This window comes from Citrobacter sp. L55 (assembly GCF_002850715.1).
In the GTDB taxonomy this organism is placed as follows: Bacteria; Pseudomonadota; Gammaproteobacteria; order Enterobacterales; family Enterobacteriaceae; genus Citrobacter; species Citrobacter braakii.
The window spans coordinates 142167-163437 of record NZ_KZ559406.1 but is presented as its reverse complement, the minus strand read 5'-3'; the positions used below and the strand labels follow the sequence as shown (position 1 = coordinate 163437).

The following is a 21271-nucleotide window of genomic DNA, read 5'->3' as shown; positions in this document are numbered from 1 at the left end:
ATGCCCCGGCAGCATCAGATATCGACTTTCTCTTTGAATTCGCAAAGATCTTCGATAATGCAGGAACCGCAGCGCGGCTTTCTGGCTATACAGGTGTAGCGGCCATGAAGAATTAACCAGTGATGGCAATCGACTTTAAATTCACTGGGTACGACTTTCAGCAGCTTCTCTTCAACCTGCTCTACGTTTTTACCCGGGGCGAACTGGGTACGATTACAAACGCGAAAAATATGGGTGTCTACGGCAATAGTGGGCCAGCCAAAGGCGGTATTTAACACCACATTAGCCGTCTTTCGCCCAACCCCGGGCAGGGCTTCTAATGCGGCCCGGTCTTCAGGCACTTCGCCATTATGTTGCTCCAGCAGAATGCGGCAGGTTTTAATCACGTTCTCCGCTTTGCTGTTAAACAAACCGATTGTCTTGATGTAGGACTTAACCCCTTCAACGCCAAGCTCCAGCATCGCGGCTGGCGTATTGGCGATGGGGTAGAGCTTAGCCGTCGCTTTATTGACGCTGACATCGGTGGCCTGCGCGGAGAGCAAGACTGAAATCAGCAGTTCGAACGGCGATGTAAAATTTAGCTCGGTTGTCGGATGCGGATTGTTCTCACGCAGGCGCGTCAGTATTTCCAGCCGTTTTGCTTTGTTCATTACACATTCCCTGTTTCACCGGCCGGACTGTCCGTGACAGCCGCCTCGGCACGACGTTTCTTCATTTTCTCATCAATCAGATACTTAACAGCCAGCATCAGACCCAGGCCAATAAACGCGCCTGGTGGCAGCATGGCCAGCAGAAACGGCGTATCGGTATGGAAGATCTCAACGCGCAATACTTTGGCCCAGCTACCCAACAAACCGTCTGCGCCATCAAAGAGTGTACCGTTACCAATTATTTCACGTAGCGAGCCCAGAACAAACATGGCGCCAGTTGCGCCCATGCCGATGGAAAAACCATCGAGTGCGGATAGCGCAGGGCCCTTTTTGGCTGCGAAGGCTTCAGCGCGGCCAACAACAATACAGTTGGTCACAATCAGTGGGATAAAGATGCCCAGAGACTGATACAGGCCAAAAGCGTAGGCATTGATCAACATTTGCACCGCGCTCACCACGGAGGCGATGATCATGACATAAATCGGAATACGAATTTCAGGCGGTGTCCAGCGACGAAGGGCTGAAATCGTCAGGTTCGTCAGCGTCAGGACGAGCGTAGTCGCGAGTCCCAGGCCCAGCGCGTTAGTGGCGGTCGAGGTGACGGCCAACAGCGGACACATCCCGAGTAACTGCACAAGCGCGGAGTTATTTTTCCATAACCCTTGGACAATAACGTCTTTAATTTCGCTCATGGTTTATTCTCCACAGGCGCTAAGTTGAGGAAGTTGCGCGGGCAGCGTCTGCGCATACAAACCGGCGCGTTTTACTGCATTAACTACCGCACGCGGCGTAATGGTTGCGCCAGTAAACTGGTCAAAGTCGCCGCCGTCTTTTTTCACCGCCCAGTGAGCGTCGTTACCCGCAGCGATCGTTTTGCCGCTAAAGTGGGTGATCCAGTCGGACAGTCGCAGTTCGATTTTATCACCCAGCCCTGGCGTTTCATGATGTTCGGTCACCCGCGTACCCAACACGGTACCCGAAAAATCGACACCAACCAGCAGTTGAATAGCCCCGGAATAACCATCTGGCGCCGTAGCTTCAAGAATTGCTGCAACGGGACGATCGTCCTGGCGGGCAATATACACTCGGTGAGTGCCTTTGCCCAACGCCTGCGCATCGACCAGATAACAACTTTCGGACAAGTTATTATTGTAGCGATCGCCTGGCAGAACCTGATCGAACAGCGTTTTTTGCTGCAGCGCGGCTTGTTCATCAATGGTGGACTTGGTTAATTGATTGATTGCCGCGGTTAACCCCGTCGAGCCCGCTGCAAACAGCGCCAGAGTAATACCGTGTTTACGAATCGTTTTCAGCATAGGGAGTCCTTAGCGATGTCCGTACACGCGAGGGCGGGTGTAATAATCAATCAGGGGAACCGTGATATTTGCCAGCAATACGGCAAAAGCCACGCCATCAGGATAACCGCCAAAACTGCGAATCAACCACACTAACAGGCCCGCAAGTGCGCCAAAAATCAGGCGACCACGGTTGGTTGTTGATGCTGTAACGGGATCGGTAAGAATAAAAAATGCACCCAGCATGGTCGCGCCGGAAAGTAGGTGCAACTGAGGCGAGGCCAGCGAATCTGGCGAGAAAATCCAGCCTAAAGTGGCACAAACGGCGAGCGACAGCAGGAAGCTAACCGGGATATGCCAGCGAATCGCTTTCTGCCATAGCAACACGACGCCGCCCACCAGCCAGGCAAGGTTAACCCACTGCCAGCCAGCACCTGCAAGCATGCCGTTGTAGATTGGGTATTGCATCACCTGCTCAACAGTACGTCCCGCATGCAGCGAAGTCTTAAAGGTATCGAGAGGTGTTGCCTGACTGATACCATCAATACCCATACGCAGCGTGTTCATATCCCCGCCGCTGGCGGTATGTCCGCTAAAGATAACGTTCAGGGCGTCAAAAAAACCAGGCACAGTCGCCGCAATTTCATGCGGCGGCAGCCAGCTTGTCATCTGTACCGGGAATGAGATAAGCAGCACCACGTAACCAATCATGGCGGGGTTAAACGGGTTCTGACCGAGGCCGCCATACAGCTGTTTAGCAATGATAACGGCGAATACCGTGCCTAAAACTACCATCCACCAGGGGGCGAGCGGGGGAATACTCACGGCCAGCAGTAACCCGGTGAGCAACGCGGAGTTGTCTTTTAAAATCGCGGCAATGGGTTGTTTGCGCAGTTTAAGCACGCCCGCTTCGGCGGCGATAGCGCTGATGGCGGCCAGAACTATCTGGAACAACGTACCCCAGCCAAAGAACCACAGCTGAGCGGCGATCCCCGGCAATGCAGCCAGTAATACCAGCATCATGATACGCGATGTCTGGCGCTGGTTATGGGTATAAGGGGAGCTTGCTATTCTGAATACCATTTATTCCTCGTTTACAACCTGCTGCTGGGCGGCTTTCTTTGCCTGAGCGCGTGCAATAGCGGCCGCGACGGCGGCTTTACGCGGATCCACCGGTTCGACTGTTTCCGTAACCGTCTGCTGCTCGAGCTTGCGAGCTTTGGCGCGGGCGATAGCCGCTTCCACGGCGGCTTTACGCGGATCCACCGGTTCGGCTGTTTCCGTTACGGTTTCCTGTTCAAGCTTGCGGGCTTTGGCGCGGGCGATAGCCGCTTCCACGGCGGCTTTACGCGGATCCANCGGTTCGGCTGTTTCCGTTACGGTTTCCTGTTCAAGCTTGCGGGCTTTGGCGCGGGCGATAGCCGCTTCCACGGCGGCTTTACGCGGATCCACCGATTCGGCTGTTTCCGTTACGGTTTCCTGTTCAAGCTTGCGGGCTTTGGCGCGGGCGATAGCCGCTTCCACGGCGGCTTTACGCGGATCCACCGGTTCGGCTGTTTCCGTTACGGTTTCCTGCTCAAGCTTGCGGGCTTTGGCACGAGCGATTGCCGCTTCCACTGCAGCTTTACGCGGGTCGACCTCTGTGCTGTTGCCTCCAGTTTGGGGAGGGTTTTCCATCCGGGTTGCGCGAGCTTGCGCCTTACGCGCCTCGCGTGCGGCAATCACGGCACTATTGTCAGGTTTTTCGCCAGCCTGAATGACTACCGGCTGCATTGCCTGAGCCTGCTTTTCTTTTACGCGAGCCAGCGCGGCGGCAATGGCATCATGATCTTTAGCCGCAGGCTGAACGGCAGCGCTTTTGTGACGTTCAAGACGGGCTGCTTTTTCACGTTCGAGTCGCGCCTGTCGGGCTTCAAATCGCGCTTTCGCTTCAGCGGCACGTTTTTCTTCCTGACTAATGGCATAAATCTCGGCTTTTTCCTGACGGAAATACTGCACCAGTGGAATATTGCTTGGGCATACCCAGGCGCAGGCACCGCATTCAATGCAGTCCGCGATATTGTGTGCCGTTGCTTTGTCGTGCTGCTGCCCTTTACTGAACCAATAAAGCTGTTGCGGCAGGAGATCGGCCGGACAGGCATCGGCGCATGCGCTACAGCGAATGCAGCCTTTCTCTTCCGGCGTTTCTCCCATTTCACTGGCAGAGGGCGCCAGAAGACAGTTGGTTATCTTCACCACCGGTACATCCAGCCACGGCAGCGTAAAGCCCATCAGCGGCCCGCCCATAATCACCATCTGGTCGGCGGAAGGGCAGAAGCCTGCGTCGTTGAGCAGATGACGAACCGGCGTGCCTAAACGCGCCCAGACGTTGCCCGGACGGCTGACGGCTTCGCCGGTCAGCGTCACGACACGCTCGGTAATCGGTTCTCCGTCAATCACCGCACGTTTAATCGCGTAGGCGGTTCCAACGTTTTGCATCAGCACGCCGATATCTGAAGAGCGTCCCCCGTGCGGAACCTGCTTGCCGGTCAGGATTTGCGTTAACTGCTTGGCCCCGCCTGACGGGTACTTGGTGGGGATCACGCGTAAGCTGATATCGTGTGAATCAGCCAGCACCGCGCGCAGCATGGAAATTGCCTGTGGCTTGTTATCTTCAATGCCCAGTAGAATTTCGCGTGGCTGAAGAATATGCGCCAGGATGCGGATACCTTCGACGACCTGCGCCGCGCAGTCCTGCATCAGGCGGTCATCAGCCGTAATGTACGGCTCGCATTCAGCAGCGTTAATGATCAGCGTTTCAATTTTATCTCCGCCGCCCTGCAGCTTAACGCCGGTGGGAAAACCCGCGCCACCCAGTCCGGCGACGCCGAACTGGTGAATACGTGCGATCAGCTCTTCCCGGCTGCGGGAACGGTAATCGGCCCAGCCGTCTTGCTCAATCCAGCGATCTTCACCATCGGCGTCAATAATAACGCTCAGCTCAGCTAATGCCGATGGATGTGCAGTAGAATGCGGCGCAATAGCAACAACGGTGCCTGACGTTGGCGCATGTACCGGAAGCATTTTACCACGCCCAAGGGTTAACGCCTGACCACGCAGCACGGTGTCGCCTACGTTTACGCACAGCTCACCCTCCGCGCCAATATGTTGTTTCAGCGGAATAACAAAGCGTGGCGCCAGCGGAACCTGTCGCAGCGGCGTACCGTTCGACTGGGTCTTCATTTCTGGTGGATGAATGCCGCCATCAAAGTCCCAGATTTTGTTTTTTCTGAATGCAGAGAATAACTTAAACATGTTGTTCCACGGGAATGATGCGCACAGGGATGGTGTTTAAATCCCATTTCCAGCTATCAGGTGTCTCGGCCACCGGGCGTAATTCGATACATTGCGTCGGGCACGGGTCAACGCACAGGTTGCACCCGGTGCAGAGATCGCTCATCACCGTGTGCATGGCGCGGGTCGCGCCCACGATCGCATCAACCGGGCAGGCCTGAATGCACTTTGTACAACCGATACAGTTATTTTCATCAATGACCGCCAGCATACGCACGGGGGTAACATCGTGTTCATCACCATCAATCGGCTGCGGGTCGACGTTCAGCAGGGCGGCAATTTTTAACATCACCGCTTCGCCTCCGGGTGCGCAACGGTTGATTTTTTCGCCCTGGGAGCCGATCGCTTCAGCGTAAGGATGACAGCCCGGATAGCCGCATTGTCCACACTGGCTTTGCGGGAGAATTTCATCAATTTTCTCCACGACAGGATCATCTTCGACGGCAAAACGTCGTGAGGCGTAACCCAAAATAGCGCCGAACGCCAGACCCAGTAGACTCACTGCGGCAACGGCAATCCAGATAGCATTCATTACAACTTCACCAAACCACTAAAGCCCATAAAGGCCAATGACATTAAACCAGCGGTAATCAGCGCAATCGCATTACCGCGAAACGGAGCAGGCACGTCCGCCACGGCGAGGCGTTCGCGGATCGCGGCGAACAGTACCATCACCAGTGAGAAGCCGACGGCGGCGGAAAAACCGTATAGCGCCGACTGTAAAAAGTTATGACCGAGGTTGATGTTCAGTAACGCCACGCCTAATACCGCGCAGTTAGTGGTGATCAGCGGTAGGAAGATCCCCAGCAGGCGGTAAAGTGCAGGGCTGGTCTTGCGTACAACCATCTCGGTAAATTGCACGACGACGGCGATGACCAGAATAAAAGCCAGCGTGCGCAGATAGATGAGATTGAGTGGAATGAGGATCCAGGTGTCAATCAGCCATGCGCAGATGGATGCCAGTGTCATGACAAACGTCGTGGCAAGGCCCATACCCATTGCGGTTTCCAGTTTTTTGGAAACGCCCATAAACGGGCAGAGCCCCAGAAACTTGACCAGTACAAAGTTATTGACCAGTACAGTTCCGACAAACAGCAGCAGGTAATCAGTCATTTTTCGGCCTGAAATAAAAAAGCCGCCTATTATCTGACAATCTACAACAGGCGACAACAGGTTAACTGTAGGGTTATTACGGATTCACAAACGTCGATTTAACGCGTTGCGAGCGTTTGAAATAGGGCACCAGCAGTGCCGCAGCCAGCAATGGGAACAGCAGTTGGCGCACGGCAAAGGCGTCCGGAACCGGTGAAAACGCAAACGCTTTAACCGCCAGTAACACGGAGATCAGCAGCCATAGAATATAATGCTTAGGCACACAGGCTCTGCGTTTGAAAAACGCAATCGTCAGCCACAGCGTGTAATACCACATGGCAATCGCGGTAATAAAAGAGACGCCCCATAACAGCAAATTTGCTGTACTTTGCGCACCCAGCGTTTGGAAGGTTTGCGGTGTAGCCAGCGCAGTGACATAAAGTAATAACGCCAGCGAAGCGCTCAACAATGCGACTAACAGCCAGGCCAGTGGCCCAAGTAGCCAGCCCCCGATACGTTGTGCCGGTGTGGTAGTCATCTCTTCTCCAGGTTTACGCGCGCAATCAAACATGCCATTCATTTTGGGGCAATTATTATAAAGCTTTTAACGTTGAGCGCTACTTTCTTCTTTATTGCACGTAATGCCAGACTGATTTGGGTACCTGACCAACATCAAACAGACGACCTCCTGAGATAAGCTCCGCACGGCGATGGTCTGCAGCGCGATACATATTGATAATGTCGCTATCGTCGGTGAGTGTGTAGTTAAGATGGTCGAACAGTTTTTCCAGACTTTCGAGTGAACTGATTTTGCGGAATTTTAATAAGTAATCCTGAACAGTCATAAATGGAAATCCATATTAATAAAATAATACCAACGGAGTAGTAAATATAAATAATAAACAACATGCACAGGTAAAAGCGGATTGACGCGCAAATGTGAGAAGAGTGTTCATACCTGTGGAAAAGCAGGCGCTATGCGCACCTGCGGTAAGGGTAACGCGCTTCGCTACAGCAGGCAATATGCACCGGAGTGGGATGCGGCATTATTCTCTTTTTTTGACAAAATTCGATCTTTTGCAGCCAAACCCTGCCGTTACTCGATGTTAATTGCCGGGTTATAAGGGACTGCAGATGCTTATTTCTTCTGCACAGCAGCAACGGGCTCCGGTGGCTGGTAATTGTCAATATGATTGGCAACACCCAGCAGGATCACAGAGACGGTGAGAACAATCCAACCTGCTAATTCAATAAGACGATTCATTACTGATGACATTTGCTTTGATTTATCCATAAACACAGGCTGCAAATGTTACTAATCTCTCAATAATACAGCAAGATAATTGGGAACGTTTTCTCCCTCTTTTTCGCTGCAAGTTAAGCATAAGTGGCATATGTTTGACTTAAGTTAATAAACAACCTTTGTAGCGCAATGGTTATTAAACTATTGAGACGTTGCAGGGTATGGTGTGAAATAGGTCAGTCCTGAATTGAGAGGCTATAACATGAGTGACAACATCCGCGTTGGGCTAATTGGCTATGGTTACGCCAGTAAAACCTTCCATGCCCCCCTGATTGTGGGCACACCGGGCCTCGAACTGGCTGCGGTTTCCAGTAGTGATGAAGCAAAAGTGAAGGCAGACTGGCCAACGGTGGCGGTTGTTGCTGAGCCTAAACACCTTTTTAACGATCCGAATATCGACCTGATTGTGATCCCCACGCCTAATGACACTCACTTCCCGTTAGCGAAGGCTGCGCTGGAAGCGGGCAAACATGTGGTTGTTGATAAGCCTTTTACCGTGACACTGTCACAAGCACGCGAACTGGATGCGTTGGCGCGTAGCCTTGGCCGTGTGCTGTCCGTTTTCCATAACCGCCGTTGGGACAGTGATTTTCTGACGTTGAAAGCCCTGCTGGCGGATGGCGTTTTGGGGGAGGTGGCGTATTTCGAATCCCATTTCGATCGATTCCGCCCGCAGGTTCGTGACCGCTGGCGTGAACAGGGGGGGCCGGGAAGCGGCATCTGGTATGATTTAGCACCGCATCTTCTGGATCAGGCGATTAACCTGTTTGGTTTGCCCGTCAGCATGACGGTAGACCTGGCTCAGCTTCGCCCAGGTGCGCAAGCGACGGATTACTTCCATGCCATCCTGACTTATCCGCAGCGTCGTGTGATTCTGCACGGCACCATGCTTGCTGCCGCAGAATCGGCCCGTTATATTGTGCACGGATCGCGTGGCAGCTATGTGAAGTATGGTCTTGACCCGCAGGAAGAGCGCCTGAAAAATGGCGAGCGACTGCCTCAGGAAGACTGGGGTTACGACATGCGCGATGGCGTGTTGACGCGAATAGAAGGTGAAGAGCAGGTTGAAGAGACCTGGCTGACTGTACCGGGTAATTACCCGGCGTACTATGCTGGCATTCGTGATGCGCTAAATGGTCATGGTGAAAACCCGGTACCGGCGAGACAAGCTATTCAAATCATGGAGCTGATTGAGCTGGGTCTTGAATCGGCGAAACATCGCTCGACGTTGTGCCTTGCCTGACTAGGCAAATGCCGGATGGCGATGCTCAGCATCGCATCCGGCACTCTAACCGTCACGCTGCGGCGACTTTCTCGCGCAGGGCACGTTTTTCTTCGTTACTCAGAAATGCCATTTCCAGGCCGTTGATTTGCGCCTGACGGATCTGTTCGCGCGTGAGTCCTGCCGCTGGCGCGGCAATGGTGTACTCGTGAATAATATCCACACCCTGTACCGCCGGATCGTCCGTATTCAAGCTGGCTAAAACGCCATGCTCAAGGAATGTTTTTAGCGGGTGGGTTGCCAGAGAGGCGACGGTGCTGGTCTGAATGTTCGATGTCAGGCAGGATTCGATGCCGATACGGTGTTCGGCGAGGTAATCCATCAATGCACGATCTTCAACGGCTTTTACGCCGTGACCAATACGTTCTGCGCCCAGCTCTTTAATAGCCTGCCAGATACTTTCTGCTCCCGCGGCTTCGCCCGCATGCACAGTAATACGCCAACCGGCGTCGCGCGCCTGATTGAAATGCGACAGGAACAGACTGCCCGGGAAACCCAGTTCGTCACCCGCCAGATCCAGCGCCGTAATATGGTCACGGTGGGCTAACAGCGCATCCAGTTCCTGCAGGCAGGCGGCTTCGCCGAAGGTACGGCTCATAATGCCAATTAAGCGAGCTTCGACGCCAAAGGTCTTGCAGCCCTCACGTACGCCGGCAATGACGGCTTCTACCACGCCCGCAACCGGGAGCTGATGCGCCATCGCCATATAGCCGGGTGAAAAACGTAATTCTACATAGTGCAGACCGTTACGTGCTGCATCCTCAATATTCTCAAATGCCACGCGGCGACACGCATCCAGCGAGGCCAGTACCTTCACGCCCCAGTCGAGCTTGGATAAAAAGCTCACTAAATCCGGCTCAGTTGATGTGACTTGCACATGAGGGATCAGCGTTTCCAGCGTTTGTGCCGGAAGCGTTAAATTGAACTGACGACCCAGATCCAGGATCGTTTGGGCACGGATGTTACCATCAAGGTGGCGATGGACGTCGGTCAGGGGGAGGGAAGTATCAATCATGGTCGCACTCGTGTATTTAGGTAAAGTGCGTCGTATTATATGAAAAAATCGGGATAAAAAGCTATGTTGCGCAATGAATAATTTCATTGCGCAAACTTAATTAACGTACAGAACGGATGGCGTTAATCAGCCCCTGAACGCCTTTTTCAAGCTTGGATCTTGGGCATCCGGCATTGAGGCGTACAAAACCTCGACCTTCTTCTCCGTAGGTATATCCCGGCATGATAGCGACTTTCTGCTGGTGGATGAGAACATCCTGCAAGGCATGGTCATCAATATTGAGCGGACGCAGGTCAATCCATGCCAGATAGGTGGATTGCGGAATCTGCCAGTTGAGTTCGGGGAATGCGGCATTAAGCTCACGCGCAACGTAATGCAGATTGCTGGCAAGATAATCGCGCAGCGCATCAAGCCAGCTTGCACCCTGTTGATAAGCGGCAATATGTGCGCTAAGCGCCAGCACCGCAGGCGAGGAAAGACCATCGCGGCCTTTTAACGCGCTGAGGTAATCGTTGCGGCTTTGAGCATCTTCAATGAGTCCGTAAGCCCCGGTTAGTGCCGGAATATTAAAACTCTTTGAGCCGGAAGTGAGCAGTGCCCAACTGCCACGCGCGACGTTACTCCACGGGATGTGCGGCCGGTCTGACCATACCATATCCATATGAATCTCATCGGAGATGACTTTTACACCATGGCGCTGACACAGTTCCGCCATGGCTTCCAGCTCGTCGCGCGTCCACACTTTACCCGTTGGGTTTTGTGGGCTGCAAAGCAGAAGAATTTTGCTTTCAGGTCGAGACAGGGCTTTCTCCAGCGCAACCATGTCACAAAACCAGCCGTCGGCGCGTTTTTCTAGTCCGACTGCGCACACCTGGCGCTGATTACCTTCAATCGCTTTGTAAAACGCATCGTAAGCCGGAGTATGGATAACCACCGCATCGCCCACGGATGACCACTGGCGGATCAACTCCGACACCATATAGATGACTGAGGGGCCATATACCAGCGACTGAGGATCTATTTGAGTGTTATGCCGCGAAAGAAACCAGTGGCTTATCGCCGCCAGAAACTCATCGTTTTTCCAGCGGCTGTAACCCAACACGCCATGTGACAGGCGCTGAGTCAGCGCCTCCAGAATGCAAGGTGCGGTGGCAAAATCCATATCGGAGATGGTGAATGGCAGCAGGTCGGCTGAACCAAAACGGTCGGCAACGTAATCCCACTGAGTACACCAGGTACCGTGCCTGTCCACAACCTTTGAAAAATCAAACATATTGTTGTCCTTAAGCCTGTACGGTGTTCATCAGAACCGCGATCTCGTCTTTCACTGACTGGACCTGCGGACCGATAACGACCTGAAGGTTATGCTGATTGAGTTGTACTACGCCAATGGCACGATTGTCCTTCAGAGCCTGTACGTTAACAAGCGACATATCTTTCACTGACAAGCGCAGACGGGTGATGCAATTATCCAGGCTGACAATGTTTTCTGCGCCGCCCAGCGCCGCCAGAATAGCAGGGACGTTATAACCTGATTTACCAGGCGCTCCGGCCATTACTTTTTCGATATTGCTGGCAATTTCGACTTCACGGCCCGGCGTCTTCAAATTGAAACGCGTGATGGCGAAGCGGAAGATCACGTAGTACACCGCAAACCAGATAGCCGCGACAACAGGGACCAGGTACCACTTGGTGGACAATCCGTGCAGGATGCCGAACACCACGAAGTCAATCAGGTTACCGTCAGTGTTACCGATAGTGACGCCAAGCACCGCCATCACGGTGAAGCCAAGACCGGTTAGCAGGGCGTGGATTACATACAGAACCGGAGCGACGAACAGGAATAAGAACTCAAGTGGTTCAGTTGTACCGCCGATGACACAGGCAATCAGACCAGAAATTAATAACCCTTTAATTTTATGACGATTTTCAGGGCGTGCGCAGTGGTACATGGCTAATGCCGCACCCGGTAAACCGCCGAGGAACGCCGGCATTTTACCCTGGGACAGGAAGCGTGTTGCGCTTTCAGAGAAACCTTGCGTTGTCGGGCAGCTCAGTTGAGCCTGGAAAATAGTCAGTGCGCCGCTCACGCTATGGCCGCAGACTTCCTGTGTGCCGCCAGCTTCGGTGAAGCGAATGAGTGCCACCAGAATATGGTGCAGGCCAAAAGGCAGCAACAGACGCTCACCGGTACCAAACAGCATAGGACCAAATTCCCCCGCGCTATTGATGATGTGACCGAGTCCGGTAATGCCCATGGCGAAAACTGGCCAAATCAGGGGGATGACCAGCCCGACTAATCCCATCACCACCGAGGAGATGATAGGCACAAAGCGCGTACCACCGAAAAACGCCAGCGCATCCGGCAGACGAATGTTGTGGAAGCGTTCATGCAGCATCCAGACAATGATCCCGGCAATAACGGCACCGAGGATCCCGGTGTCGATCGACTGGATCCCCAGAATGTTTTGCACGTTGTTGGCTTTCAGGATCGCCGCATCTGTGGTGGGTAAGATACCTTTGGCGGTTAACCAGAAATTGACGGCGAGGTTCATGACCGCATAACCGACAAAACCGGCAAACGCCGCAACGCCTTTGTTCTCGCGCGCCAGGCCCAGAGGAATGGCAATACAGAACATGACTGGCAGGAAGCTAAACGCAAATGAGCCAACTTTACTCATCCAGGTAAAGATGGCCTGAAGCACCGGATTCCCCAACGCCGGGATCAGCGTTAAGACATCATGGCTGCTCAACGAGCTGCCGATCCCCAACATGATCCCGCAAAATGAAAGCAGCGCTACAGGCAGCATAAAGGTTTTGCCCAACTGCTGGAAAAATTCCCATAACGTTATTTTTGGTGTGGTTCTCGCCGTCATCAAACGACTCCTTGTAAAGGCTAGCTGACTAATGATGGCGAGAAGATAAAACGTTTTACCTAATTTTAGTGCGGTATAAATCACATTATCGAACGATAATAGGGGGTATAAATATAAGTGATTGATAAAACGTTTTATCCGTCACGTTATCAGGGAGTTTTCTGTTTTTATGGCTATAGCCAAAAAAATAACCATCCATGATGTTGCGCTGGCTGCGGGGGTTTCGGTCAGCACCGTCTCATTGGTGCTCAGTGGAAAAGGGCGAATTTCATCAGCGACTGGGGAACGGGTGAATGCTGCTATTGAGCAACTGGGGTTTGTGCGTAACCGCCAGGCATCAGCGCTGCGCGGCGGGCAGAGCGGAGTAGTTGGTTTGATTGTACGCGATCTTTCAACGCCGTTTTACGCCGAGCTGACGGCGGGTCTGACGGAAGCGTTGGAAGCGCAGGGGCGCATGGTCTTCTTACTGCACGGCGGTAAAGATGGGGAGCAGCTGGCGCAGCGTTTCGCGATGTTACTCAACCAAGGGGTGGATGGCGTGGTCATTGCCGGGGCCGCTGGCAGCAGTGATGCGCTGCAACAGTTGGCCGCTGATAAAGGGATCCCGGTGGTATTTGCATCACGCGCCAGCTACATGGATGACGCAGACACAGTCAGGCCCGATAACATGCAGGCTGCACAGTTACTGGTTGAACATCTTATCCGCCACGGACACCAGCGTATTGCCTGGCTGGGCGGGCAGAGTTCTTCATTGACTCGCGCCGAGCGCGTCGGCGGTTATTGTGCAACGTTACTAAAATATGGTTTACCGTTTCATAGCGACTGGGTGTTGGAGTGCTCATCCAGCCAGAAGCAGGCCGCAGAAGAGGTAACGGCACTGTTACGCCGCAATCCCACGATCAGCGCGGTGGTGTGCTACAACGAAATAATCGCCATAGGCGCCTGGTTTGGCCTGATGAGAGCAGGACGTCAGAGTGGTGAAATTGGTGTCGATCGCTATTTCGAACAGCAAATATCGTTGGCCGGATTCGCTGATGTGGCGGAAAACGCGTTGGACGATATCCCGATTACCTGGGCCTGTTCGCCCGCGCGTGAAATGGGATACACCCTTGCTGAACGTATGCTACAACGCATTGCCCACGATGAAGGTCATTCACGCAATCTGACGCTTTCCGCTCGTCTGGTGGCGGCGAAATAAAAAAGCCCGATAAACACTGTTATCGGGCCTGTCACCGACGAGTGATTATTGTTGCGGGATGGCAGGGGCATCCGGCTGTGTAAGAGAAGGCATACCGAACATACCAACAAACTCATCCAGCGGCATTTTTTGTCCGTTCAGCGTCACCTGGCCGTTTGCGTATTGCAGGCTGGTGCCGATAACGTTGTCCTGCAAAGTCGTAATGCGGAACATCTGCCCCATCGCCGCCAGGCCATTAACCTGTTGCTTCGCCAGACCAGCCGCTTCTTCCTGCTGATATCCTTCCAGTTTGGCAATTTGCGTCATGAACTCAGTCGCCATATCGACAGGGATGGTCAGTTTCGCATCCAGCGATTTGACGGAACGATCCACTTCCTGGGCCAGCGTTTGCGGCTCCACCGTGTTTGCTGTCGGATCTTTTAGCAGCAGTGACAGATTAAATGTGGTTTCACCTTTTGCATTCTTCCAGCTCAGTGGAGCAATGGTGACAACCGGTTCGCCTTTCATCAAAATCGGTAGCGCATTAAAGAAGGCTTCGGTGACTTTCTGCTGATAAAGCTCAGGATTTTGGACCACATCAATCTGCGCCATCAGCGCTTTGGTTTGGGCGCTGTACTGCTGGCTGAACTGGTGCAGTGCTTCACCGTCAATCTGGCCAACTTTTAACGTCAGCTTACCGCTCCCCATATCCTGGCCCTGCAATTTAAGGCTGTTCAGGGTGTAATCCAACTGGCTGTTGACGGTTTTGCCATCGTTAATCAGATCGGATTTGCCATCGATACCCATGCCTTCCAGCACCGCCAGCTCTTTGCCCTCGACTGAAATCGACAGTTTTTCGAGGGACAATTTCTGATCGCCGATGCGCTCACCAAAGCTTGCGATACTGCTGGAACCTTCAGTTTTCAGGTTATTGAAAGTAACTTGTACTTTCTGATCATACTCATTGACGGCATTAACCAGGCCACTTTGCGCCTCGCCAGTCAGCGACACCGCATTACCATCCTTATCTGCCGTAAACTGGAACTCCCCGCCGCTAAAGGCCACTTTTTCGTCGCCTTTCTCGTAGTTCAGCGGTTTGAGGGAGAGATCGGAACGGGTATCCCCACTGTAGCCAATACGGGAATTAATGATGAATGGCGTCTCACCTTTGGCAATATCAAACAGCGGTTTCGTCACGTCGTTATTGACCAGCGTCGTTTTCACGGAGGCCATTGCCGGAACAAGATTCAGTGATTTCAGCTGAGCCAGCGGGAAAGGACCGTGATCCACGGTTTCATTCAGGACGATGCTTTGTCCCGGTTTCAGCCAGGAATCTGCCTGACCGGCGACAGGTTTCACCACCAACTGCAGTTGGCTATTGAACACGCCGCGCTGGTAGTTTTGATAACTCAGTTCAATGCCCGCCTCTGGGGAGTAGCGTTTTAACTGATCGTTTGCCTGCGTCACCATCTCGGCGAGATGCGTTTCGAGTTTCTTTCCTGTGTACCAGGCGCCGCCCGTCCAGACGATACCCAGTGCAACCACCACACCCGCAGCTACCAGCGATTTTTTCATTTTGATATCCATAAAATAAAACCAGGCGTTTGAAGACGCCTGGAGGAGTGACATGTCTTTAACTCACTACAGCTTAGCAAGAGTTGTTAAAAATATCAGTATCTTGCTACAGCTTGTTATAAACCCGAGCTAAACGGCCCGTGCCGCTGACGTTTACCGGCGATTCATTCGCGCTAATAAAGGCCGACTCACCCGGCTGCAGCACCAGACGCTGCTCGCCCTTGCTCAGCACAGCTTCACCTTCGATGCAGAACAAAATGGCCGCACTTTGCTGGTTGATATCTGCGCCATTGGCGGTCAGTTCATGCAAGGAGAACGCGAAATCGTCGACCGGAATGGGGAAGTCCAGTTCGCTGTCAGTCTTAACTGGCGTGGTCAGCAGTTGATTGGCTGGCTTGGCGACAAACTTAACGTTGGCGACCAGCTCCGGGATATCAATGTATTTTGGCGTCAGTCCGGCGCGCAGCACGTTGTCCGAGTTAGCCATTACCTCCAGCGCCACACCTTGCAGGTAGGCGTGTGGGGTTTCGGCAAATAAGAACATCGCTTCGCCAGGATTGAGCTTCACCACATTGAGCAGCAGCGGGGAGAAGAGCCCGCTGTCATTCGGATAGAAATCGGCGATCAGGCGAATGGTTTGCCACGGTTCACCCTGCTGGCTGTTCAGCGCCGATTTCAGGATCGCCAGCGCATGGGATTTCTCCTCATCCTGCATATTCAGCAAGCTGGCGAAAAGATAGCTCAGACGTTCCGCACTCGGTTCCTGCAGGAAATGCGCAATAGCCGGATGCGCGGCGGACACCGGTTGTAACAATGCGACAATGTCAGAGAACTCGCGGAATGCGTTCATCGCCAGGAACGGTGTCAAAGCAAAAACCAGTTCCGGTTTGTGGTTAGGATCTTTGTAATTGCGCTCGGCGGCATCCATCGGGATCCCCGCCGCGTTTTCTTTGGCAAATCCGATTTCAGAGTTGTGCTTGTTAGGATGAACCTGAATCGAAAGAGGTTGCGCGGCGCACAGCACTTTAAACAGGAAAGGCAGTTCACCAAAGCGTTTCGCAACAGCATCGCCTAACAGTGCGGATTTATCGTGTTCGATGACATCACGCAGAGCGACCGTCTGGCCGTCAGCGTTCAGAACCTGCGAACTGCTTTTCGGATGCGCGCCCATCCACAGCTCAGCCATCGGTTGCTGAGTGGGGTTGGCAATCCCATAAAGTTCCGTTAACGCAGTTTTACTTCCCCAGGCGTAGTTCTGCACTGAGTTGATGAGTTTTTGCATTCTCAAGCCCTGTTTCAATGTGGAATTTTCTACGGCTATTAAACCAAGAAACCCTGAGCGAAGTAACCTGCACATGTAAAAAGTCGTACTTGTCTCAGTTTTTGTTAAAAAATTGTGTAGGATATGGTGACTCGCTTTTAATACCCTGAGTAATTCCGGTTGCAGAAAGCCTTTCCTTCTACAACCCGACCTGCGGCAGGGAAGCAGGGCAATGGAACATCTGCCCAGAGAATAACCAGACCGAGCAGTAAGTGAGAGCACAATGTCAAATAAACCCTTTCATTATCAGCATCCTTTCCCCCTCAAAAAGGATGATACCGAATACTATCTGCTGACCAGCGACCATGTCTCCGTTGCCGAATTTGAAGGGCAGGAGATTGTTAAAGTCGCGCCGCAAGCCTTAACGCTGCTGGCTCGTCAGGCCTTCCATGATGCATCGTTTATGCTGCGTCCTGCGCATCAGCAGCAGGTGGCCGACATTCTGCGTGACCCGGAGGCCAGCGAAAACGACAAATATGTGGCCCTGCAATTCCTGCGGAATTCTGATATTGCGGCAAAAGGTATTTTGCCGACCTGTCAGGACACCGGCACCGCGATTATCGTGGGTAAAAAAGGTCAGCGCGTCTGGACCGGCGGCGGTGATGAAGCTGCGCTGGCGCGCGGTGTGTATAACACCTACATCGAAGATAACCTGCGCTATTCACAAAACGCCGCGCTGGATATGTATAAAGAGGTGAACACCGGTACCAACCTGCCGGCACAGATAGATTTGTATACCGTCGATGGCGATGAATACAAATTCCTGTGTATTGCCAAAGGCGGTGGTTCGGCGAACAAAACCTATCTGTACCAGGAGACCAAAGCGCTGCTCACGCCGGGCAAATTAAAAAATTACCTGGTTGAGAAGATGCGAACGCTGGGAACAGCGGCCTGTCCGCCGTATCACATCGCGTTTGTGATCGGTGGAACGTCAGCGGAAGCCACGCTGAAAACGGTGAAACTGGCGTCGGCTAAATATTACGATGAGCTGCCGACCGAAGGTAACGAACATGGTCAGGCATTCCGCGATGTGGAGCTGGAAAAAGAGCTGCTGATTGAGGCACAGAATTTGGGGCTGGGCGCGCAGTTCGGCGGGAAGTACTTCGCTCATGATATCCGCGTGATCCGCCTGCCGCGTCACGGTGCGTCGTGTCCGGTTGGTATGGGCGTTTCTTGCTCAGCCGATCGAAATATCAAAGCTAAGATCAACCGTGAAGGTATCTGGATCGAAAAACTGGAGCATAATCCAGGCAAATATATACCAGAAGAGTTGCGCCAGGCGGGAGAAGGCGAAGCGGTACGCGTTGACCTCAATCGTCCGATGAAAGAGATCCTGGCTCAGCTGTCGCAGTACCCGGTTTCTACACGTCTGTCGCTTAACGGTACCATTATTGTTGGCCGTGATATTGCGCATGCGAAACTGAAAGAACGGCTGGATAACGGCGAAAGTTTGCCGCAGTATGTTAAAGATCATCCGATCTATTACGCTGGCCCGGCAAAAACGCCGGAAGGCTATGCCTCTGGTTCGCTTGGACCAACCACGGCAGGGCGTATGGATTCGTATGTTGACCAGCTTCAGTCCGCAGGTGGCAGCATGATCATGCTGGCAAAAGGCAACCGCAGCCAGCAGGTGACCGATGCCTGTCATAAGCATGGCGGCTTCTACTTAGGCAGCATCGGCGGCCCGGCAGCGGTGCTGGCCCAGGGCAGTATCAAGAGTCTGGAGTGTGTGGAATACCCTGAACTGGGGATGGAAGCCATCTGGAAAATCGAAGTGGAAGATTTCCCGGCGTTTATCCTGGTGGATGACAAAGGCAACGATTTCTTCAAGCAGATTCAGACGTCGCAGTGCGCACGCTGCGTTAAGTAACGTCAGCCGCCCTTCGGGGCGGTTTTTTTTTTACCGCACGAACCACCAAACGACAGATTAATCCTCGTTAATACTCATAAGACCAATGCAAATGGGCAATGTCGAAACATAACCTAATCAATTGTTAATGTAAGGAGCAGGTAATGGTAACGGTACGCCGCGAGAATGATTCAATGGGGGCGATTGATGTTCCAGCCGATAAGCTTTGGGGCGCGCAAACTCAACGTTCGCTGGAGCATTTTCGTATCTCTACGGAGAAAATGCCGGTCTCGCTGATCCATGCGCTGGCGCTGACGAAACGCGCTGCAGCAAAGGTTAACCAGGATCTCGGGCTACTGGCGGAGGATAAAGCCAGGGCTATTATGCAGGCCGCAGATGAGGTGTTGGCGGATAAACACCGCGATGAGTTTCCGCTGGCCATCTGGCAAACCGGGTCAGGAACACAAAGCAATATGAACATGAACGAGGTGCTGGCAAACCGGGCCAGCGAGTTGCTGGGCGGCGTGCGGGGGATGGAACGGAAAGTTCACCCCAACGATGATGTTAATAAAAGCCAAAGCTCGAATGATGTGTTCCCGACCGCAATGCACGTTGCCGCGCTGCTGGCACTGCGTAACTCACTGATCCCGCAGTTAAATGTGTTAACCAAAACGCTCAGTGATAAATCACACGCTTTCGCGGATATCGTCAAAATTGGTCGTACACATCTGCAAGATGCAACCCCGCTTACGCTCGGCCAGGAGATTTCCGGCTGGGTGGCAATGCTTGAACATAACCTCAGACACATTGAAAACAGCTTACCCCACGTGGCGGAACTGGCGCTGGGAGGAACCGCGGTAGGGACCGGACTGAACACGCATCCGGAATATGCCCGTCGGGTCGCGGATGAATTGCGGGACATTACCTGTGCGCCGTTCGTTACCGCACCGAATAAATTTGAAGCGCTAGCTACCTGCGATGCACTGGTTCACGCCCACGGCGCGCTAAAAGGGCTGGCGGCATCGCTGATGAAAATCGCCAACGATGTGCGCTGGCTGGCATCCGGTCCACGTTGCGGGATTGGCGAAATTTCGATTCCTGAAAATGAACCGGGCAGCTCCATTATGCCGGGTAAGGTCAATCCTACCCAGTGTGAAGCGCTGACCATGCTTTGCTGTCAGGTAATGGGCAACGATGTCGCCATCAACATGGGCGGAGCGTCAGGTAATTTTGAGCTCAACGTTTACCGACCAATGGTCATCCACAATTTCCTGCAGTCGGTGCGTCTGCTGGCTGACGGTATGGAAAGCTTTAACGAGCACTGCGCGACAGGAATCGAGCCTAATCGTGAACGAATCGATCAACTGCTCAACGAGTCGCTAATGCTGGTGACCGCGCTCAATACCCATATCGGTTATGATAAAGCCGCTGAAATTGCCAAAAAGGCGCACAAAGAGGGGCTGACGTTAAAAGCTTCCGCCCTGGCGCTGGGGTATCTAACCGAAGCGGAGTTTGACAGCTGGGTACGCCCGGAACTGATGGTTGGCAGTATGCGGCCAGGCAGTTAATCCGCAACGTACAGGTGCAGCCGGGGAATAATCAATCTCAACGGCTGCGCCTGAGGTTTAAAACGATGCTGAACATTATCGGCATCATAATTCAGTAACTCGCCGATATCTGGTACGGTCATGCCGTTTTCATTGTTGAGCAACGCGATCAAGGGCGTCGGGCAGGCATATTGCACCTGCTTTTGTTCTCCTTTGTACCAGACGCGGGCGATGGGCTGCACTTTTACCGGCCGTTTAATCTTCAGGCGCGCCTGCTGGCCCAGGGCGGCGACATCCTGATATTCCCGTTCAAGCTTCGCCTGCCACTCTTCCCGCGTCCAGGGATGTACGCTGCGCGGCGACGTCAGGCTTTTTTCCAGTTGCTGTAGTACTTCATCGCGTTTCAGATTTTTAATAATGTGTTTGTTGGCCCAGCCAAATCGCAGGGTGGCAGGCTCTCTGACAAGGGTGAGCGTACGATAGGCATTCAGCGTAATCAGTCCCGGCAGGTGGCGATGCACCCATTCAAAACGCGCTGCCGGTGCCAGCCCTGATTCCACCGTGACAATGCGCTCGAAGGTGGTTTTTAGCTGGTTAATACGCTGTATTTGCTCTTCCAGAGCGCGCTGAGCTGCGTTATCTACCTGATAACACAGTACGCCTGGCAGGCGGACGGCCGCTTTGCTGCTACGATTCTCGGACTGTTGCTGGATAAACAGATGACGATAGTGGCGTAGCGCCAGCGTTTCAGCCTCTTTACCTAAATGCTGCTTAACATCAATGTTCTGCAGTGGGGCATGTTCTGCCTCTTTGGCCACTTCCGGTAACGAGAAGACGCGCGCAATCAGCAGCGTCTGCTGCAAAAGATTGTCGTTCAGAAGCGCCAGCTCTTGCTCCATCTGGCGGAAGGTGCCGTTCAGGCGGTCGACGAGATCGTAACGGGCCATAGATTTACC

The 21271-nt window shown here is 53.1% G+C and carries 20 protein-coding genes; 4 read left to right on the top strand and 16 right to left on the bottom strand.

Going from position 1 to position 21271, the window contains the following annotated elements:
- Window positions 1-14 precede the first annotated feature (14 nt).
- The 10 genes from nth to blr form a co-directional block, all read right to left on the bottom strand.
- A complete protein-coding gene (nth, locus tag B9P82_RS17385) occupies window positions 15-650 on the bottom strand; it encodes an endonuclease III (RefSeq protein WP_016153004.1) in 636 nt (211 codons plus the stop codon).
- On the bottom strand, window positions 650-1342 hold the full coding sequence (locus tag B9P82_RS17380) for an electron transport complex subunit E (RefSeq protein WP_016153005.1): 693 nt from the start codon (window positions 1340-1342) through the stop codon (window positions 650-652). Before B9P82_RS17380 ends, nth begins: the two co-directional genes overlap by 1 nt.
- 3 nt (window positions 1343-1345) lie before the next feature.
- Window positions 1346-1966, bottom strand: a complete 621-nt coding sequence (rsxG, locus tag B9P82_RS17375; RefSeq protein ID WP_016153006.1) for an electron transport complex subunit RsxG — start codon at window positions 1964-1966, stop codon at window positions 1346-1348.
- A 9-nt stretch (window positions 1967-1975) separates the two neighbouring features.
- Window positions 1976-3028, bottom strand: a complete 1053-nt coding sequence (rsxD, locus tag B9P82_RS17370; protein ID WP_047417613.1) for an electron transport complex subunit RsxD — start codon at window positions 3026-3028, stop codon at window positions 1976-1978.
- On the bottom strand, window positions 3029-5239 hold the full coding sequence (gene rsxC / locus B9P82_RS17365; protein ID WP_101700686.1) for an electron transport complex subunit RsxC: 2211 nt from the start codon (window positions 5237-5239) through the stop codon (window positions 3029-3031).
- Window positions 5232-5810 (bottom strand): electron transport complex subunit RsxB, encoded by a 579-nt coding sequence (gene rsxB, locus B9P82_RS17360; protein ID WP_006684670.1) that lies wholly within the window; start codon window positions 5808-5810, stop codon window positions 5232-5234. The genes rsxC and rsxB overlap by 8 nt, the downstream gene beginning before the upstream one ends.
- Window positions 5810-6391 carry an electron transport complex subunit RsxA gene (gene rsxA, locus B9P82_RS17355; protein ID WP_003029144.1) on the bottom strand — a complete coding sequence of 194 codons (582 nt, stop codon included), beginning with the start codon at window positions 6389-6391 and terminating at the stop codon, window positions 5810-5812. Before rsxA ends, rsxB begins: the two co-directional genes overlap by 1 nt.
- Window positions 6392-6467: 76 nt before the next feature.
- On the bottom strand, window positions 6468-6908 hold the full coding sequence (locus B9P82_RS17350; RefSeq protein ID WP_101700685.1) for a DUF2569 domain-containing protein: 441 nt from the start codon (window positions 6906-6908) through the stop codon (window positions 6468-6470).
- A gap of 91 nt (window positions 6909-6999) precedes the next feature.
- On the bottom strand, window positions 7000-7215 hold the full coding sequence (gene ydgT / locus B9P82_RS17345) for a transcription modulator YdgT (RefSeq protein WP_003832804.1): 216 nt from the start codon (window positions 7213-7215) through the stop codon (window positions 7000-7002).
- 293 nt (window positions 7216-7508) lie between these two features.
- Entirely contained in the window at window positions 7509-7634 is a 126-nt protein-coding gene (blr, locus tag B9P82_RS17340; protein ID WP_019076739.1) for a division septum protein Blr, read from the bottom strand.
- Window positions 7635-7875: 241 nt separating this feature from the next.
- On the opposite strand from blr, the gene B9P82_RS17335 reads away from it, so the two are divergent.
- Window positions 7876-8916 (top strand): oxidoreductase, encoded by a 1041-nt coding sequence (locus B9P82_RS17335; RefSeq protein ID WP_016153010.1) that lies wholly within the window; start codon window positions 7876-7878, stop codon window positions 8914-8916.
- 52 nt (window positions 8917-8968) lie between these two features.
- Here the strand turns inward: B9P82_RS17335 and add are convergent, their stop codons facing one another.
- The 3 genes from add to malX all read right to left on the bottom strand — a co-directional run bounded on the left by add (window position 8969) and on the right by malX (window position 12846).
- Window positions 8969-9970: an adenosine deaminase gene (gene add, locus B9P82_RS17330; RefSeq protein ID WP_095715954.1), complete on the bottom strand. Its 1002-nt coding sequence runs from the start codon at window positions 9968-9970 to the stop codon at window positions 8969-8971.
- Window positions 9971-10070: 100 nt separating this feature from the next.
- Entirely contained in the window at window positions 10071-11243 is a 1173-nt protein-coding gene (locus B9P82_RS17325) for a MalY/PatB family protein (protein ID WP_094169217.1), read from the bottom strand.
- 10 nt (window positions 11244-11253) lie between these two features.
- The gene (gene malX, locus B9P82_RS17320; protein ID WP_016153013.1) at window positions 11254-12846 is read right to left on the bottom strand and encodes a maltose/glucose-specific PTS transporter subunit IIBC; all 1593 of its coding nucleotides are present in this window, start codon (window positions 12844-12846) and stop codon (window positions 11254-11256) included.
- 169 nt (window positions 12847-13015) lie between these two features.
- On the opposite strand from malX, the gene B9P82_RS17315 reads away from it, so the two are divergent.
- Complete coding sequence (locus tag B9P82_RS17315; protein ID WP_016153014.1) at window positions 13016-14044, top strand: Mal regulon transcriptional regulator MalI; 1029 nt, start codon at window positions 13016-13018, stop codon at window positions 14042-14044.
- A 45-nt stretch (window positions 14045-14089) separates the two neighbouring features.
- Here the strand turns inward: B9P82_RS17315 and B9P82_RS17310 are convergent, their stop codons facing one another.
- Window positions 14090-15598, bottom strand: coding sequence for a YdgA family protein (locus B9P82_RS17310; RefSeq protein WP_029139531.1), 1509 nt, complete (start codon window positions 15596-15598; stop codon window positions 14090-14092).
- Between the two features lie 106 nt (window positions 15599-15704).
- Window positions 15705-16880 carry a mannose-6-phosphate isomerase gene (gene manA, locus B9P82_RS17305; protein WP_101700684.1) on the bottom strand — a complete coding sequence of 392 codons (1176 nt, stop codon included), beginning with the start codon at window positions 16878-16880 and terminating at the stop codon, window positions 15705-15707.
- A gap of 262 nt (window positions 16881-17142) precedes the next feature.
- Between manA and fumB the strand changes: the two genes are divergently transcribed.
- Window positions 17143-18789: a class I fumarate hydratase gene (gene fumB, locus B9P82_RS17300; protein ID WP_016153017.1), complete on the top strand. Its 1647-nt coding sequence runs from the start codon at window positions 17143-17145 to the stop codon at window positions 18787-18789.
- 143 nt (window positions 18790-18932) lie between these two features.
- Complete coding sequence (gene fumC / locus B9P82_RS17295) at window positions 18933-20336, top strand: class II fumarate hydratase (RefSeq protein WP_016153018.1); 1404 nt, start codon at window positions 18933-18935, stop codon at window positions 20334-20336.
- Here fumC and tus read toward each other — a convergent pair.
- Window positions 20333-21262: a DNA replication terminus site-binding protein gene (tus, locus tag B9P82_RS17290; protein WP_019076745.1), complete on the bottom strand. Its 930-nt coding sequence runs from the start codon at window positions 21260-21262 to the stop codon at window positions 20333-20335. The genes fumC and tus overlap by 4 nt on opposite strands.
- Window positions 21263-21271: the final 9 nt, after the last annotated feature.

Bases quoted from the DNA above. Each gene is read 5' to 3' on its own strand.
- B9P82_RS17310 (WP_029139531.1), bottom strand. From the start codon at position 15,598: ATGAAAAAATCGCTGGTAGCTGCGGGTGTGGTGGTTGCACTGGGTATC.
- nth (WP_016153004.1), bottom strand. From the start codon at position 650: ATGAACAAAGCAAAACGGCTGGAAATACTGACGCGCCTGCGTGAGAAC.
- malX (WP_016153013.1), bottom strand. From the start codon at position 12,846: ATGACGGCGAGAACCACACCAAAAATAACGTTATGGGAATTTTTCCAG.
- blr (WP_019076739.1), bottom strand. From the start codon at position 7,634: ATGAATCGTCTTATTGAATTAGCAGGTTGGATTGTTCTCACCGTCTCT.
- B9P82_RS17350 (WP_101700685.1), bottom strand. From the start codon at position 6,908: ATGACTACCACACCGGCACAACGTATCGGGGGCTGGCTACTTGGGCCA.
- add (WP_095715954.1), bottom strand. From the start codon at position 9,970: ATGATTGATACTTCCCTCCCCCTGACCGACGTCCATCGCCACCTTGAT.
- B9P82_RS17315 (WP_016153014.1), top strand. From the start codon at position 13,016: ATGGCTATAGCCAAAAAAATAACCATCCATGATGTTGCGCTGGCTGCG.
- B9P82_RS17325 (WP_094169217.1), bottom strand. From the start codon at position 11,243: ATGTTTGATTTTTCAAAGGTTGTGGACAGGCACGGTACCTGGTGTACT.
- rsxD (WP_047417613.1), bottom strand. From the start codon at position 3,028: ATGGTATTCAGAATAGCAAGCTCCCCTTATACCCATAACCAGCGCCAG.
- fumC (WP_016153018.1), top strand. From the start codon at position 18,933: ATGGTAACGGTACGCCGCGAGAATGATTCAATGGGGGCGATTGATGTT.
- B9P82_RS17380 (WP_016153005.1), bottom strand. From the start codon at position 1,342: ATGAGCGAAATTAAAGACGTTATTGTCCAAGGGTTATGGAAAAATAAC.
- fumB (WP_016153017.1), top strand. From the start codon at position 17,143: ATGTCAAATAAACCCTTTCATTATCAGCATCCTTTCCCCCTCAAAAAG.
- rsxB (WP_006684670.1), bottom strand. From the start codon at position 5,810: ATGAATGCTATCTGGATTGCCGTTGCCGCAGTGAGTCTACTGGGTCTG.
- tus (WP_019076745.1), bottom strand. From the start codon at position 21,262: ATGGCCCGTTACGATCTCGTCGACCGCCTGAACGGCACCTTCCGCCAG.
- rsxG (WP_016153006.1), bottom strand. From the start codon at position 1,966: ATGCTGAAAACGATTCGTAAACACGGTATTACTCTGGCGCTGTTTGCA.
- manA (WP_101700684.1), bottom strand. From the start codon at position 16,880: ATGCAAAAACTCATCAACTCAGTGCAGAACTACGCCTGGGGAAGTAAA.
- rsxA (WP_003029144.1), bottom strand. From the start codon at position 6,391: ATGACTGATTACCTGCTGCTGTTTGTCGGAACTGTACTGGTCAATAAC.
- B9P82_RS17335 (WP_016153010.1), top strand. From the start codon at position 7,876: ATGAGTGACAACATCCGCGTTGGGCTAATTGGCTATGGTTACGCCAGT.
- ydgT (WP_003832804.1), bottom strand. From the start codon at position 7,215: ATGACTGTTCAGGATTACTTATTAAAATTCCGCAAAATCAGTTCACTC.